Below are 14,385 nucleotides of genomic sequence, written 5' to 3'. Positions count from 1 at the left end.
GGGGATCGCTCCCCGGCCCGTCGTGTTTGGCTATAGCGGCTGGCTTAGAAGCCCATGCCGCCCATGTCCGGGCCGCCAGCCGGCGCGGCCGACTTCGGCTCCGGGCGATCGGCGACCATGGCCTCGGTGGTGATCAGCAGGCCGGCGACCGACGCGGCGTTCTGCAGCGAGCTGCGGACAACCTTGGTCGGGTCGATGATGCCGGCCTTCACCAGGTCGGTGAAGCTGCCGCTCTGTGCATCGAAGCCCCAGCTGCTGTCCTTGGACTCCAGCAGCTTGCCGACGATGACCGAACCGTCGTGACCGGCGTTGGACGCGATCTGACGGGCCGGGGCCTCCAGGGCGCGGCGGATGATGTTCACACCCATGCGCTGGTCGTCGTTGGAGAACTTGACCTTCTCCAGCGCCTTGATGGCGTAGACGAGAGCGGCACCGCCGCCCGGCAGGATGCCTTCCTCGACCGCGGCGCGGGTCGCGTGCATCGCGTCGTCGACGCGATCCTTGCGCTCCTTCACCTCGATCTCGGTCGCACCGCCGACGCGGATCACGGCCACACCGCCGGCGAGCTTCGCCAGACGCTCCTGCAGCTTCTCGCGGTCGTAGTCGGAGGTGGTGTCCTCGACCTGAGCGCGGATCTGCGAGCAACGGCCCTCGATGTCCTTCTTCTTGCCGGCACCGTCGACGATGGTGGTCTCGTCCTTGGTGATGGCAACACGCTTGGCGGTGCCGAGCATGTCGAGGGTGACGCTGTCGAGGTTGATGCCGAGATCCTCGGACACGACGGTACCGCCGGTCAGGATCGCGATGTCCTCGAGCATGGCCTTACGGCGATCGCCGAAGCCCGGGGCCTTGACGGCCGCGACCTTCAGGCCGCCACGCAGCTTGTTGACCACGAGGGTGGCCAGGGCCTCGCCCTCGACGTCCTCGGCGATGATCAGCAGCGGCTTGCCCGACTGCACGACCTGCTCCAGGACCGGCAGCATGGCCTGCAGGTTGGACAGCTTCTTCTCGTGCAGCAGGATGTAGGGGTTATCCAGCTCGCAGATCATCTTGTCGGCGTTGGTCACGAAGTACGGCGACAGGTAGCCGCGGTCGAACTGCATGCCCTCGACGACGTCGAGCTCGGTGTGGAGCGACTTGGCCTCCTCGACGGTGATGACACCCTCGTTGCCGACCTTCTCCATGGCCTTGGCGATCATCTCGCCGATCTCGCGCTCGCCATTGGCGGAGATGGTGCCGACCTGGGCGACCTCGCCGGAGGTGGTGATCTTCTTCGAGCGCTTCTCGATGTCGGCGACGACGGCCTCGACGGCGCTGTCGATGCCGCGCTTCAGATCCATCGGGTTCATGCCGGCGGCAACGGCCTTCGCGCCCTCACGGACGATCGACTGCGCCAGCACGGTCGCGGTGGTGGTGCCGTCGCCGGCCACGTCGTTGGCCTTCGAAGCGACTTCGCGCACCATCTGCGCGCCCATGTTCTCGAACTTGTCGGACAGCTCGATTTCCTTGGCGACGGTCACGCCGTCCTTGGAAATGCGCGGAGCGCCGAACGACTTCTCCAGAACCACGTTGCGACCCTTCGGGCCCAGCGTGACCTTCACGGCGTCGGCCAGAATGTCCACGCCCTTCAACATCTTGTTGCGGGCGTCGATGCCGAACTTAACGTCCTTGGCAGCCATGGTGATACTCTCCTTGGATAGGTTTAGCCCTTGATACAAGCGGCTTCTTTCGAAGGCCCCTCGCTGAATGAGACAGCTTGTTAGGCGGCCTTCTTAGACGACTTCGCGGAGCCCTCGAGGACACCCATGATGTCGCTTTCCTTCATGATCAGCAGATCGTCACCGTCGATCTTCACCTCGGTGCCCGACCACTTGCCGAACAGGACGCGGTCACCCGGCTTCACATCGAGCGGGACAACCTTGCCGGCCTCGTCGCGGGCACCCGGACCCACGGCAAGGACTTCGCCCTCCATCGGCTTTTCCTTCGCCGTGTCGGGGATGATGATGCCGCCGGCGGTCTTCTGATCGGCGTCGATACGACGAACCACCACGCGGTCGTGGAGCGGCCGAAATTTCATGACCCTTCCTCCAATTTACACTCTGTTGAGACGTGCAGTTTGAGCAATGTCCCCGGGGAGATTCTAAGGTGTTAGCAGTCTGCCCCGGTGAGTGCTAGCGATGTAAGGAAGCGCGGGATTTCTGTCAAGATCGCTCGTCGGCAGACATTTCCAGATTGTGGGTTCTGCCGGCCCGGCCTGACTGGAATCAGCTATACGGCATATGAGGATGGGAGGAGGGCGGGTCAACGGGCCCGCAAAAATGCGCGCCCGATCAATCGCCTGGCCAATCGCGTTAGCGACCGAACGGGCCGGCCAGTGCTATGTCGGGAAACCCGTTCCCGATATCCATGAAATGCCGGACGACGGTGCGCTGCTCCAGGAGATAATGCTCGTCGCGGGTCTTCAGGTCGTCGAGCCTGATATAGTCGACCTGATAATAGAGCAGCCTCGCCTTGCCCTCGTCGTCGCGCATCGGCAGGCCGAAGGACTGCGACGCCCGTCCCTTGCCGTCGCCCGTCCTCACCGATTGCAGCACCAACTGCCCGCAGGGCTGTGTGGCGACGAGGGACATCATCGCCTGGGTGATCGGCCGCTCGTCGGGCGTGCGGAAGTCGAGATAGTTCATGCCGGTGATCTCGCGGCCGTAATGCTCGATCACCGTGGTTCCGGCCAGCCTGATCAGAAAATGGTCGGGGGCGACGATCTCGAAGATCATGAAGGTATCGAGGATACCGACCAACGCGGCCGGATCGAAGTCTCGGCGGTGCGGGATAAAGTCGGTACGGGGAAGGGAAAGCCAATAGTCGGCGAACTGTCGAGCCCGAGGCTTAAGTGGCGCGGTGGCAAGCGGAAAATTGGCCATGCATCCTAGTATGTCCAATTTGGGTCAAATGTCACCGTTATGTTCGTGGCCGAGGCGGGTTGCACCAGCGAGTACATGAACTTCGTGGGGCCGGTATAGCCGCATTGGCCGATCTCCGCGCCGGCGCGTTTGCGGAAGCGGACGTCCAGGCGGAAATGCCGGACGGCGATATCGATTTCGGCGTCGCGATAGGCTTCGACAACTTCCTGCGGCAGGTCGATCGACCGCGGCGGCGAATAGATGCCTTCGATGCAGAGCTCGTTGACGATGCAGGCGGCGAGGCCGGGGCCGTCGCCGGAAGCGATCCCGGGGCAGGTGCCGGTATCGGCGACGGCATCGGACGGCTGGCAGCAGACTCCGATGTTGGCTGCTAAAATACTGAAGTAAAAGATAATTCCTCTTGTCGGCGCGGCCGTTCTACCAGCAGAATTTTCAGCGTCAACTGCGTTCATGCGGAGGTTAGGCGCGATGCTGAATTCCGGAACCCGTCCGAGCGTCAACGACTTGTATCGATATCGGCTGACCACGGCGGAAATCCTCTATCGTCTTCCCGATTACCCCAAGCTTCTCCAAAGCTATCTGTGGCAGGAGATGGATATCACCCCCGATTTCCCCCGGCTGACTAAATTCCTGGATTATTGGGAACGGAATATCGAGGGTCGCCTGCATACCGTCCGGATTACGAACGCCGAACTGGTCAGACCGCAGGAGATCGCCTACGCCGCTCACGAGTTCGGGTATCACTGAGGCTCAGGGCAGCCGCTGACAAGGGATTGAAGGGCCGCTTAGGGCCCTTCGGTCTTTCAGGCTCACTCAGGCGCGAGCGTGACCTTCAAGCCGTCCAGGCTCTCGTCGAACAGGATCTGGCAGGACAGCCGAGAGTTCTCCTGAACCTCGAAGGCGAGATCGAGCATGTCGTTCTCTTCCTCGCCCCGTGGCTCCAGCCTGTCCCACCACTCGGGCGCGACATAGACATGGCACGTGGCGCAGGCGCAGGCGCCGCCGCACTCCGCGGTGATCGGCAGACCGGCCTCGCGGATGATCTCCATCACCCGCCAGCCCTTGGTCGCCTCGACCGCGTGCTCGCCGCCGTCGCGATCCGTCACAATGATTTTCATCGGGGTCCCCTCGACTTGCATGGCATTCGGACTTTTTCCGAGGTTTAGGGGAACGTTCGGGTTCGGTCCAGGGCTTTACGCGTCAGATCGGAAGTGCCAGGCGGTCGCCGATGAGGGTCAGCGCCGCTCCGTGCGGGTCGGTCCAGGCGACCGGCTTTCCGTTAACCGCCTGCATGAACATCCCGTTCGGCGGGGAGGCCGTGGCCTGCTCGGCGATCCAGGGCAGGACGCGGGTGGCCTCGTTGCAGATCCAGACGTCGCAGGCTGCCCGGATACGGTCGCAGACCTGCCGCCTCTGCTCCCCGTCGTCGATATAGGCCAGCACCGAGCTGTGGATCAGCACGCGGGTGGCTCCCGCGGGGGCGCCGTCGAACACGTCGTCCAACGGGTCGAGCAGGCTGCGCTTGCGGATCGCCACCGGGGCCTGCCGGGCGATCGCCAGGGCCTTGCCGAGCCGGTCGGCCCGGTCGGTCTGCTCCGGCCACACGAGGGTCTGCAGCCAAGCCACCTGTTCCGGATCGGTGGCGTCGAGCGGGTTGAGGTCGAGACCGCCGCGCCACGCGATGGTCGGGTAGTGGGACGGGACCAACGCCGCCGGCTCGACCGCGCAGGGGAAGACCGGCACGTTGTCGCCTGCTCCCTCGGGCATCAGGTGGACACCGCCGTAGTCGTAGCCGTATCGGTCCGGATAGAGGCAGAGACCGGCCGACGTCCCGATCTCGAACAAGGCGATCGGTTGCGGCAGACGGGCGAGAACCGGCATCAGCAGGGCGCAGCGGCCCGGCTCGTTGGTCTGGGTCGAGTGGGACAGCATGACCGCGCGGATCGCCTCGCCCTGGCTCCGGATTGCCGCGGTCAAGGCGGCGCCGTCGGCCGGCACACCGCAGACATGGCGGACCGCGGCGAGCAGCAGGTTCGGCTGCTGCTTCGGCGCCGGCAGCGTTGCGAGGAAGGCGAGGGTCTCCGGCGTCTCGGCCACCGCCAGGCCGAGCGCGACATAGATCGGCGACCGCCCGCGCACCTGCTCCTCGACAAAGTCCCGATAGCGTTTGGCGATCGCGGCCGTGTCGTCCATCGGGTGGCTTATCTGGCCATGGGCGCGAGGGTGACGTGCATGCCGTCCAACTCGTCGCGCATCAGGATCTGGCAGGAGAGGCGGGAGGTGTCGCGGACGTCGAATGCCTCGTCCAGCTTTTCCTCTTCCTCCTCGCTGCGCGGCGGCAGCCGGTCGAGCCACTCCGCGTCCACATACACATGGCATGTGGCGCAGGAGCATGCGCCGCCGCATTCAGCGAGGATCGGCAGTCCCCAGTCCCGGATGACCTCCATCACGCGCCACCCCGCCAGCGCTTCCAGCTCATGACGCTCGCCGTCGGGGGTGGTCACGTTGAGGATCATGCGACGCCGAGCTTGTTCTGCAGGTCGGTGGAGGAGGTCGTGTACTGGAATCGGATCTTGCGGTCCGGATAGACGATGCGGACGGCCGCCTGGCTCATCAGTGCCGCCTCGTGGAAGCCCGAGAGGATCAGCTTCAGCTTGCCGGGATAGGTGTTGATGTCGCCGATGGCGAAGATGCCGGGGGTGGAGGTTTCGAACCGCTCGGTGTCCACCGGGATCAGGTTCTGCTCCAGGTTCAGGCCGAACTCGGCGACGGGGCCGAGCTTCATGGTCAGGCCGTAGAACGGCAGCAGCATGTCGCAGGGCACCGACCACTCGCCGCGGTCCTTGTCCTTGAACACCACGTCGGTGAGCTGGCCGTTCTCGCCCTGAAGGCCGGAGATCTGGGCGATCTCCAGGGTCATTTTCTTCTCGGCCACGAGGGCGCGCATCTTGTTGACGCTGTCGGGCGCGGCCCGGAACTCGTCGCGCCGGTGGACCAGGGTGACGGACTCGGCCAGCGGCTGCAGGTTCAGGACCCAGTCCAGCGCGCTGTCGCCGCCGCCGGCGATGACCAGCTTCCTGTCGCGGAACTGCTCCATCTTGCGCACCGCGTAGAACACGCTGGTGCCCTCATAGGCGTCGATGCCCGGGATCGGCGGCTTCTTCGGCACGAACGATCCGCCGCCGGCGGCGATGACGATGACCTTGCTGTCGATCACCGTGCCGGTGTCGGTGGTCAGCCGCCAGGTGCCGTCCTCCAGCTTCTCCAGCTTCTCGGCCATCTGGCTGAGGTGGAAGACAGGACTGAACGGAGCGATCTGCTCCATCAGCCGGTCGGTCAGTTCCTGGCCGGTGCAGACCGGAACGGCCGGGATGTCGTAGATCGGCTTCTCCGGATACAGCTCGGCGCATTGCCCGCCCGGCCTGTCCAGAATGTCGATCAGGTGGCATTTCAGGTCGAGCAGCCCGAGCTCGAAGACCGCGAACAGGCCGCAGGGTCCGGCGCCGATGATGGTCACATCGGTCTGATGCGGGCCCGCACCCTCGGCGGTGGCGATGGAAGCGGCGGTGGCGGCGTCTGGGGACATGGGGCAGCTCGGGGCTCGAAGTGTGAGGTAACCGCGCCGAACATAGGCACCCGGCCGGTCCGGGCCAAGCACTCGATTGTCTTGGTATTGTTCGTATGCGAATGAAAATGACAAGAGATACTTGCTCGGGCTGCGGGACAAAGGGGGCAAACGGCATCGTGCCCCCGGGACGGATGTCCGCGGAGGCACGAGGATCGAGGATTTCGGAAGGGAGGATCAGAACCGGCCTTTGGGCACCGTTTGGATGAAAGGCGGAATGCCTGCCGGCTCCTGAGGGATCATCGGAATCACGGGGCGCACCGTCAGTTCCTTGTTCTTCGGCAGACTTCCTGAAGGAGCGAGGACGACGGCGCTTTCGGCGGTCCTGTCGCTCGCCGCCATGCGCAGACGCATCTCCTCCTGTTGAAGGTCCAGGTTCCTCATCTGGATCAGCTCCTGGTGTCTCTGGGCGTTGGAAAGCGCAGTGGACAGATACTCCTGGCAGGTTGCCGCGGCGCTCGATTGCGACGGAACCTGCTCCTCGAGAACCTGCAAGCAGCGGTCGATGGTGTCGTAGGATACCAGGGTCTGGAACACGATATCGCGAACTGCCGTCGAGATCGCGACCGCCGTATCCTTGTCGACATTGCTGTTGCCCGATTGGGCGGTCGTCCCGAACGTGCTTTCGGCTTCGGCAGTGGATTTGACGGCGAGGTCTAGCGACCGCTCGAGCTTGGAGATCAGCGACCGCTTCTCCTCCAACTTGTCCCGCGCATTGTTCCGTCGCTCGCGCTCCTGATCGACCTTGCTCTGCGCTTCTGCGAGGCGACGCTGCTCGGCCGACCCGGCGCCCTCTGCGGCCGCGGCGTCGCGGGCGGCGTCCCGCTCCTCCTCGGCCTTCGTGGCTTCCTCCTCCTGAAGCCGGACCTTCTCCTCGAGTTCCGACTCTTCCTCCCGGAGCCGCTCGGTCGTGTCCTGAAGCTCCTGGACGAGATTGAGTTTCTGGCTTGCCTCGGCGCTGGCCGCCGCCTTTCCGCCCTGCTGGGCGACCGTGGGCAGCGCGTAGCCGGTGAGCTGTTCGACTGCCAGGAGAGCCATCATCGTGTTCTGGGCCTGGAGATGCGCCCGCTGGAGGGCGAGCCCGGACATGGCTCCGTTATTGTAGGCCTCGCAGAGCCTGTACATGGAATCCCGCAGCATCTGGATGGTCTGCGTGCGCAGGCCGATGGACGATCCGGTTTCGTTGAAGGCGGCCGAGAGGGCCGCGGAGACCTGCTGCGGCGTCGACAGGCCGCCGCCGATCGCTGCCGAATAGACGGAGAACGCGTCGGGGCTCGGCTCGGCGCAGTACACAGGCTTATGACCGTCACGCTGGCCGACCGTAATAGCGCGCTGCTTGGCATCGATGAGGAGAACCTTCTCGCCCCCGATCTCGGGGCCGCGATAGATGGAATTCGCGTTGGCGCAACCGGCAAGGACTACCGCCAGACTTGCGATTTTCACTAGTGTTCGTGCTGTACTCATGGCCCGCTCCCATTAGACGTTCAGTTGTAGGCAGCCGAATGCTTAGCGGGTTCTGAAACAGGGCGATTACCCCATTTGGGGGATCCAGGCGAAGATTGCGGCACGCGCCCGGGCACCGCAGAGTGCGGCGCTTGGCCGCTTTGCCGGAAATTGACCGGGCCGGGGCGCTGGTCCATATCCCGATGCCATGAGCGACACGACGTACATGCCGTCCTCGGGGACGGGTTCGAGCAAGGCCGGACGCGCCCGTCCTGCGGTGGCGGCCTGGCTGTTCACCTCCGCCTTCATGGTGGCGGCGATGATTGTGATCGGCGGCATCACCCGGCTCACCGAGAGCGGCCTCTCCATGGTCGAGTGGCGTCCGCTGGTTGGCTGGATCCCGCCCTTGGGCGATGCCGAATGGCAGCGCGTGTTCGAGATGTACAAGGCGACGCCGGAATACAAGGCGGTCAACTTCTGGATGACGATCGATGACTTCAAGACGATCTTCTTCTGGGAGTACGTCCACCGGGTCTGGGGACGGCTGATCGGTCTCGTCTTCGCTCTTCCGTTCCTGTTCTTCCTGCTGACCGGCAGGATCGAGCGGTCGCTGGCGCCGCGGCTGGTGCTGCTGTTCGTGCTGGGCGGCATCCAGGGCGCCATCGGCTGGTGGATGGTGACGTCGGGTCTAGTGGACGAGGCGCGGGTCAGCCCCTACCGCCTGTCCGTCCATCTCTCCATGGCCTTCCTGATCCTCGGCCTGCTGCTCTGGACCGCGCTGGGTCTCGTCCAGAAGCCCTCGGGCGGTACCCGCAGCCAGCGGATCGGCGCCGGGCATGTGCTGGCCGCGGTGTCCATCACCGTGGTGCTGGGCGCCTTCGTCGCCGGGACGGATGCGGGCTATGCCTACAACACCTTTCCGCTGATGGACGGCCGCTTCGTGCCGGCGGAGTACTGGGACGCGGATCTGGGCTGGCGGTCGCTGATCGAGCATGTGCCTGCGGTGCAGTTCCACCACCGCTGGGTGGCGGTGCTTACGGCGCTCTTGACCGTGGTCTTCGTGCTGCGCAACCGGCCGCGCACCGAGGACACGGCGCAGCTTGCCCTGACCCTGCTAGGTGGGATGGTGCTGGTGCAGGTCGGGCTTGGCATCTCGGCCCTGCTGGCGGTTGTCCCGGTCTGGCTTGGCGCCCTGCATCAGGCCGGAGCCGTGGTGCTGTTCAGCCTCGCGGTGTGGACGCGCTTCGCCTTGCGCACGCCCTGATTCACGGCTCCACTACCGCCTCCCGGCTTGCGGGGGCGACTTGGGGCTGCGCATGAAGATCACCCGACGCGACTTCGACCTGGCGGTCGACCAGACCGGCCTGAGCGCCGAGCAGGGCAGTGACCTGTGGCGGCACATGGAAGCCTCGCGGCAGGGAGCCCCCTTCACCGCCGTCAATGTCCTGTTCTACGCCGGCGCCTTGATCGTCATCGCGGCGATGACCCTCTATGTCGGCCAGAGCTGGGAGACGTTCTCCGGCCTGTCGATCGCCGTGATCGGCTTCCTCTACGGTGCGGTGTTCCTGATCGCCGGCGACCTGCTGACCCGGCGGGCAGGCATGACGGTGCCCGGCGGTCTGTGCGTCACCGTCGCGCTGGCGATGGTGCCGATGATCGTCTACGGCGCCCAGGTGGAAGCCGGTCTCTGGCCGGATGCCGAGCCGGGCGAGTACGGCGATTTCACGCGCTACATCCAAGGCGGCTGGTTCGTGATGGAGGTCGCCACGCTGGCGGCCGGCGCGGTGCTGCTGCGGCTGTACCGCTTCCCCTTCCTGGTGTTCGTGATCGGCATGGTGCTGTGGTTCATGTCGATGGACATCGCGCCGCTGCTGGTCGAGGAGCGGTCGGACTATTTCGAGATCCGCCGCGCGGTGTCGATGGTCTTTGGCATTCCGGTCCTGCTCGTCGCCTACTGGGCCGATCTGTCGTTCCGCAAGGACTATGCGTTCTGGCTCTACCTGTTCGGCATGCTGGCGTTCTGGGGCGGCCTGTCGCTGTCGGAGGCCGAGACCGAGCTGGCGCGGCTGCTGTACTGCCTGCTCAATGTCGGGCTTATCGCGCTGTCGGTGTTCCTGCGCCGCCGGGTGTTCATGGTCTTCGGCGTGATCGGGGTGATGGGCTATCTGGGCTATCTCGCCTTCCGGCTGTTCGAGGACTCGGCCTGGTTCCCCTTCGCGCTCAGCGGGATCGGCATCCTGGTTCTGCTGGCAGGATATGCGGCGCTGAAGAACCGGGAGCGGCTGACGGGCCAGGTCGAGGCGGCGATCCCCCCGGGCCTGCGCCGTCTGCGTCCCGACCGCGCCTGATCAGTCGGCCTTGAGAAACTCCGTCGTCTCCGCGACCGCTTCCGCGAGGCCGCAGCGCTTCACCGGGACGTCCGGCGGGAAGGCGCCGAGCAGGCGGCTCGGCATGCTCGGGTCGAGCAGCACGAAGACCCCCTTGTCCCCCGCCCGGCGGATCAGCCGGCCGAAGGCCTGCTTCAGTCGCAGGCGGGTCAGCATGTCGGTATAGGCGTTGCCGCCGAAGGCCGAGCGGCGGGCGCGGTAGAGAATGTCCGGGCGCGGCCAGGGCACCCGGTCGAACACGATCAGCTTCAGGCTGTCCCCCGGCACGTCGACCCCGTCGCGCACCGCGTCGGTGCCGAGCAGGCAGCTCTCCGGCTCGGCCCGGAAGATGTCGATCAGGGTGGCGAGGTTCATGCCGTCCACATGCTGGGCGTAGAGCGGCAGCCCGGCCTGGTCCATGGCGGGGGCGATGCGGTGATGCACCTGGCGCAGCCGGCTGATGGCGGTGAACAGGCCCAGCGCCCCGCCGCCCGATGCCTGGAACAGGGTGCGGTAGGCGGCGGCCACCTGGTCGAAATCGTCCTTGCGGACGTCGCCGACGATGAAGACCCGGGTCCGGTTCGGATAGTCGAAGGGCGAAGCGACGGCGGTGCGGATCGCCGGCTTCGGCAGGTGTAGCGAGCCGGTGCGGGCCTCCGCCGCGTGCCAGTCCAGATCGTCGTTGCCGGTCCCGTCGCGCAGGGTGGCCGAGGTCACTACCAGACCGTGGGCGGTCTTCGCCACGGTTTCGGTGAAGGGGCGGGTCGGGTCGATCCAGTGGCGGTGCAGGCCGATATCGATGTCGCGGCCTTCGATCCGTTCCACCGCCATCCAGTCGACGAACTCCGCCGGGGTCTCTGCCTCCAGGCTGGACAGCATGGAGCGCCAGCCCTCAACCATGGACTCGCCGCGCCGGGACAGGGAGCGGGCGGCCGCCTCGATCCGCAGGCGGGTCGCCGTCTCCAGCTCCTCGGCCTGTTCGTCCAGCATGGCGAGCAGATCCTTGCGCAGGGCCAGCATCGGCTCCACCAGCCGGCGCAGCGCCTGCTCCAGCACGCGGGCGGCGGCGGCCAAACCCTCCACCGGCGGGCGGGTCTCGCATTCCAGCCCGTAGGGTGAGCGCGGGTCGGCCGATCGGGCATAGACCTGCTGGCGGACCATGACGAGGAAGGTCTCGGTCGGCCCCTTCGGCTGGGCGTCGGAGATCCGGTTCATCCAGCCGTCGCCGGGCAGGGCGCGGGCGGCCTCCTCGATCTCGTCCATCGCCTCCAGGGCGGTCGCCCGGTCGGCGATCAGTTCCTCCACCCGGCGGCGCAGGCCGCGCGCCCGGCCGCCGCGCCGCGTCTCGGCGCCCAGCAGCCAGCGGCGCAGCTCCACCGCCTCCAGGGCCGACAGGTTGGCCGAGAAGGCACTGTCGGCGGCGTCGAAGACGTGATGGCCCTCGTCGAAGACGTAGCGGGTCGGCACATGGGCGTCGTCGACCCCGCCCAATGCTGCCTGGATCATCACCAGCGCGTGGTTGGCGATGACGATCCGCGCGCGGCGGGCCCGGCGCACCGAGCGCTCGATGAAGCACTTGTTGTAATGCGGGCAGGCGGAATAGACGCATTCGCCCCGCCGGTCGGCGAGGCCGAGCGTACGGCCGCGGCCCAGAATGTCGGACAGCCAGGCGGGGAAGTCGCCGCCCTGCAGGTCGCCGTCCCGCGTCGCCCGCGCCCAGCGCGCCATCAGCCCGAGGGCGGTGGCGTATTGCGGCTGCAGGGTGAGGGTGCGGATCGCTTCTTCCAGGTTCAGCAGGCAGAGGTAGTTCTCGCGCCCCTTGCGCACGACCACCTTCAGCGCCTTGCCGACCGGGTCCGGGTAGAGCCGGTCGAGTTCGCCGTCGATCTGGTGCTGCAAGTTGCGGGTATAGGTGGAGATCCAGACCGCCCCCTCGTTCTTCTCCGCCCAGACCGAGGCGGGGGCGAGATAGCCCATGGTCTTGCCCACGCCGGTCCCGGCCTCGGCCAGGACGACCGTTGGCTCGTCCTCGCGCTCGCGCGGCCGGAAGGCGGCGGAGGTGGCGGCGGCATAGTCGGCCTGGGACGGGCGCGGCTCTGCCTTGTCGCCGAGCATGGAGGACAGGCGGACCCGGGCCTCGCTCTCGCCGACCGGCTCGTGGCCGGCGGGCGGCTGCGGGGCGTGTTCCGACCATTCCTGAAGTTCCCGCCAGACTTCCATCGTGGCCGGGCGGATGGGGCCCGGCGGTCCCGGATCGGGCTCGTCCAGGGCCAGGAGGATGAGTCGGCCCCAGCCCCAGCCTCCGTCATGCATCGCCTTGGCGATCGGCCGCGCCCAGCGGTCGCGCTGGCCCAGGGCCTGGCGCTCGGGGATTTCCGCCAGAAGGGCGTCCGCCGCGGCGAGCAGGGTGTCGGGCGCGTCGTCCAGCGTATGGGGGATCGGCAGGTCCATCGCCTCCGCCAGGCCGCGCGGCGTCGGCAGGCAGAACTGGGCCGGCCGCACGAAGGCGAAGAGCTCCAGCACATCCAGGGCGGCCATCTGCTCCACACCCAGCCGCCTGGCGATGGAGCGGGCGTGACAGACCACCGGCGGCGTCTCATGGGCCCGCAGGGCCGCCTGGGACGGTGTCGGATGTCCGATGGTGCCGTCGGGCAGCCGCCACGCCGTTCCCACGGGGGAAGCGTGCAGGGCGTGCATCTGGCTGATCTCGCGGGCGACGGGGGAACGCATGGGTTTCGTCTAGCAGGCTGCCGGAATGTTTGAAAGCGAGCGTCGGCGACGGGTAGATTTGCCGTCTCACACTGGCAGGACGGAACGGCGATGGCTGATAGGGAGGGCCGAGAGGCGGCCTTGCGCGCGCTGGAGGATCGGCTCGTGCAGTTCGCGCTGGTGCGCGCCGATGTCGAGACGATCGTGGCGGCGGCCAGTGAAGTGCTGACCGGTCTCGGCGTGGCCCTCGATGAGATCCGAGTCGGCGCCCGTACCCTGCACCCGGAGATCGATGCGATCGCGGTGACCTGGAAGGCCGACGAGGCGCTGAACAGCAGCGTCTTCCGTCACGCCGACGACGCCCGCGAGACGTGGCTGAAGAGCCCGCTCTATTACATGCTGCGTCGTGGCGAGCAGCGGATGCATCGGCCCCTGGCGCTGCCCGAGTGTCCGATGGATTTTGCCGTGTTCGAGGAGCTGCGGGACGAGGGCTTCACCGACTACCTCGCCCATCTGGTTCCCATCGGCACGCCGGGGCCGGAGCGCTCCGAAGGCTTCATCATCCGCTGGCTGTCGCGGGATCCGGCCGGATTCGCCGCGGCGGATCTGGCTCTACTGGATCGGCTCGTCTCGCGGATCGTGGCGGCGTGCGAGCCGGGGCGGGAACGGGCGATCGCCCGGGATCTCCTGGGCGCGTATCTCGGCCCGCGCTCCGGTGCCGCCGTGCTCAGCGGCGCTGTCCAGCCGGGCCATACCGAGTCGCTGGAGGCGGTGATCCTGGTCGCCGACCTGTCCGGCTTCACCGCGGCGAGCGACACCATGCCCGGCGCCCGATTGGTCGAGTTCCTCGACCGGCATTTCGACGCCATGATCCCGCCCATCGAGGCGGAAGGCGGCGAGATCCTTGCGTTTCTCGGGGACGGATATCTGGCGGCTTTCGACGCGGCGGGCAATCCAGCGGAGGCCTGTATCCGAGGTGCGGCAGCAGCCCGGGCGATCCAGGCGGGAATCGGCGCCTTCCGCGAGGAGGAGCCCGCGGCCCTGCCGGTCGATATCGCGCTGCATATGGGCACCGTGCGCTACGGCAATGTCGGGGCCGGCGGGCGCCAAGCGTTCACCGTGATCGGTCCGGCGGTCAACTTGGCCAGCCGGATCGAGGCGCTGTGCCGGCCCCTGAACTGCCCGATCCTGGCCTCGGCCGACGTGGCGGCGCACCTGCCGGCCGATGACATCCGCGAGATGGGCCTCCATCCGGTTCGGGGCATGACGATCGAGATCCCGTTGTTTTCCTTGAAATAGAGCAGAAGTCCGCTAATTATCC

At 66.7% G+C, this 14,385-nt stretch carries 14 protein-coding genes; 4 read left to right on the top strand and 10 right to left on the bottom strand.

The window, feature by feature from the left end:
* Positions 1-44 precede the first annotated feature (44 nt).
* The 4 genes from groL to T8K17_RS24145 all read right to left on the bottom strand — a co-directional run bounded on the left by groL (position 45) and on the right by T8K17_RS24145 (position 3,373).
* The gene (gene groL / locus T8K17_RS24160) at positions 45-1,679 is read right to left on the bottom strand and encodes a chaperonin GroEL (RefSeq protein WP_322332275.1); all 1,635 of its coding nucleotides are present in this window, start codon (positions 1,677-1,679) and stop codon (positions 45-47) included.
* An 80-nt stretch (positions 1,680-1,759) separates the two neighbouring features.
* The gene (locus tag T8K17_RS24155) at positions 1,760-2,077 is read right to left on the bottom strand and encodes a co-chaperone GroES (RefSeq protein WP_322332274.1); all 318 of its coding nucleotides are present in this window, start codon (positions 2,075-2,077) and stop codon (positions 1,760-1,762) included.
* Between the two features lie 274 nt (positions 2,078-2,351).
* On the bottom strand, positions 2,352-2,921 hold the full coding sequence (locus T8K17_RS24150) for a PAS domain-containing protein (protein ID WP_322332273.1): 570 nt from the start codon (positions 2,919-2,921) through the stop codon (positions 2,352-2,354).
* A 5-nt stretch (positions 2,922-2,926) separates the two neighbouring features.
* The gene (locus T8K17_RS24145; RefSeq protein WP_322332272.1) at positions 2,927-3,373 is read right to left on the bottom strand and encodes a hypothetical protein; all 447 of its coding nucleotides are present in this window, start codon (positions 3,371-3,373) and stop codon (positions 2,927-2,929) included.
* 16 nt (positions 3,374-3,389) lie between these two features.
* Here T8K17_RS24145 and T8K17_RS24140 point away from each other — a divergent pair, with 16 nt between their 5' ends.
* Positions 3,390-3,668, top strand: coding sequence for a Usg family protein (locus tag T8K17_RS24140; protein ID WP_322332271.1), 279 nt, complete (start codon positions 3,390-3,392; stop codon positions 3,666-3,668).
* 62 nt (positions 3,669-3,730) lie between these two features.
* Here the strand turns inward: T8K17_RS24140 and T8K17_RS24135 are convergent, their stop codons facing one another.
* The 5 genes from T8K17_RS24135 to T8K17_RS24115 form a co-directional block, all read right to left on the bottom strand.
* Entirely contained in the window at positions 3,731-4,039 is a 309-nt protein-coding gene (locus T8K17_RS24135; RefSeq protein WP_322332270.1) for a 2Fe-2S iron-sulfur cluster-binding protein, read from the bottom strand.
* A gap of 82 nt (positions 4,040-4,121) precedes the next feature.
* The gene (locus tag T8K17_RS24130) at positions 4,122-5,114 is read right to left on the bottom strand and encodes a DUF2332 domain-containing protein (protein ID WP_322332269.1); all 993 of its coding nucleotides are present in this window, start codon (positions 5,112-5,114) and stop codon (positions 4,122-4,124) included.
* An 8-nt stretch (positions 5,115-5,122) separates the two neighbouring features.
* Entirely contained in the window at positions 5,123-5,437 is a 315-nt protein-coding gene (locus tag T8K17_RS24125; protein ID WP_322332268.1) for a 2Fe-2S iron-sulfur cluster-binding protein, read from the bottom strand.
* Positions 5,434-6,507 carry an NAD(P)/FAD-dependent oxidoreductase gene (locus tag T8K17_RS24120; RefSeq protein ID WP_322332267.1) on the bottom strand — a complete coding sequence of 358 codons (1,074 nt, stop codon included), beginning with the start codon at positions 6,505-6,507 and terminating at the stop codon, positions 5,434-5,436. Before T8K17_RS24120 ends, T8K17_RS24125 begins: the two co-directional genes overlap by 4 nt.
* 216 nt (positions 6,508-6,723) lie before the next feature.
* On the bottom strand, positions 6,724-8,010 hold the full coding sequence (locus tag T8K17_RS24115) for a hypothetical protein (RefSeq protein WP_322332266.1): 1,287 nt from the start codon (positions 8,008-8,010) through the stop codon (positions 6,724-6,726).
* A 187-nt stretch (positions 8,011-8,197) separates the two neighbouring features.
* Between T8K17_RS24115 and T8K17_RS24110 the strand changes: the two genes are divergently transcribed.
* Together T8K17_RS24110 and T8K17_RS24105 are read left to right on the top strand one after the other, a co-directional pair.
* Positions 8,198-9,253, top strand: a complete 1,056-nt coding sequence (locus tag T8K17_RS24110) for a COX15/CtaA family protein (RefSeq protein WP_322332265.1) — start codon at positions 8,198-8,200, stop codon at positions 9,251-9,253.
* A gap of 52 nt (positions 9,254-9,305) precedes the next feature.
* The gene (locus tag T8K17_RS24105) at positions 9,306-10,337 is read left to right on the top strand and encodes a hypothetical protein (RefSeq protein ID WP_322332264.1); all 1,032 of its coding nucleotides are present in this window, start codon (positions 9,306-9,308) and stop codon (positions 10,335-10,337) included.
* Here T8K17_RS24105 and T8K17_RS24100 read toward each other — a convergent pair whose 3' ends face one another.
* On the bottom strand, positions 10,338-13,085 hold the full coding sequence (locus T8K17_RS24100) for an ATP-dependent DNA helicase (RefSeq protein ID WP_322332263.1): 2,748 nt from the start codon (positions 13,083-13,085) through the stop codon (positions 10,338-10,340).
* Between the two features lie 90 nt (positions 13,086-13,175).
* On the opposite strand from T8K17_RS24100, the gene T8K17_RS24095 reads away from it, so the two are divergent.
* Positions 13,176-14,363, top strand: a complete 1,188-nt coding sequence (locus T8K17_RS24095; RefSeq protein WP_322332262.1) for an adenylate/guanylate cyclase domain-containing protein — start codon at positions 13,176-13,178, stop codon at positions 14,361-14,363.
* The last annotated feature ends 22 nt before the right edge of the window (positions 14,364-14,385 follow it).

Origin of the sequence: Thalassobaculum sp. OXR-137 (assembly GCF_034377285.1) — a bacterium.
In the GTDB taxonomy this organism is placed as follows: domain Bacteria; phylum Pseudomonadota; class Alphaproteobacteria; order Thalassobaculales; family Thalassobaculaceae; genus Thalassobaculum.
Note: the sequence above shows the minus strand (reverse complement) of the source record. Positions and strands in the feature narration are given on the sequence as shown.

Coding starts and splice junctions, on each gene's coding strand:
- groL (WP_322332275.1), bottom strand. CDS start 1,679: ATGGCTGCCAAGGACGTTAAGTTCGGCATCGACGCCCGCAACAAGATG.
- T8K17_RS24155 (WP_322332274.1), bottom strand. CDS start 2,077: ATGAAATTTCGGCCGCTCCACGACCGCGTGGTGGTTCGTCGTATCGAC.
- T8K17_RS24150 (WP_322332273.1), bottom strand. CDS start 2,921: ATGGCCAATTTTCCGCTTGCCACCGCGCCACTTAAGCCTCGGGCTCGA.
- T8K17_RS24145 (WP_322332272.1), bottom strand. CDS start 3,373: ATGAACGCAGTTGACGCTGAAAATTCTGCTGGTAGAACGGCCGCGCCG.
- T8K17_RS24140 (WP_322332271.1), top strand. CDS start 3,390: ATGCTGAATTCCGGAACCCGTCCGAGCGTCAACGACTTGTATCGATAT.
- T8K17_RS24135 (WP_322332270.1), bottom strand. CDS start 4,039: ATGAAAATCATTGTGACGGATCGCGACGGCGGCGAGCACGCGGTCGAG.
- T8K17_RS24130 (WP_322332269.1), bottom strand. CDS start 5,114: ATGGACGACACGGCCGCGATCGCCAAACGCTATCGGGACTTTGTCGAG.
- T8K17_RS24125 (WP_322332268.1), bottom strand. CDS start 5,437: ATGATCCTCAACGTGACCACCCCCGACGGCGAGCGTCATGAGCTGGAA.
- T8K17_RS24120 (WP_322332267.1), bottom strand. CDS start 6,507: ATGTCCCCAGACGCCGCCACCGCCGCTTCCATCGCCACCGCCGAGGGT.
- T8K17_RS24115 (WP_322332266.1), bottom strand. CDS start 8,010: ATGAGTACAGCACGAACACTAGTGAAAATCGCAAGTCTGGCGGTAGTC.
- T8K17_RS24110 (WP_322332265.1), top strand. CDS start 8,198: ATGAGCGACACGACGTACATGCCGTCCTCGGGGACGGGTTCGAGCAAG.
- T8K17_RS24105 (WP_322332264.1), top strand. CDS start 9,306: ATGAAGATCACCCGACGCGACTTCGACCTGGCGGTCGACCAGACCGGC.
- T8K17_RS24100 (WP_322332263.1), bottom strand. CDS start 13,085: ATGCGTTCCCCCGTCGCCCGCGAGATCAGCCAGATGCACGCCCTGCAC.
- T8K17_RS24095 (WP_322332262.1), top strand. CDS start 13,176: ATGGCTGATAGGGAGGGCCGAGAGGCGGCCTTGCGCGCGCTGGAGGAT.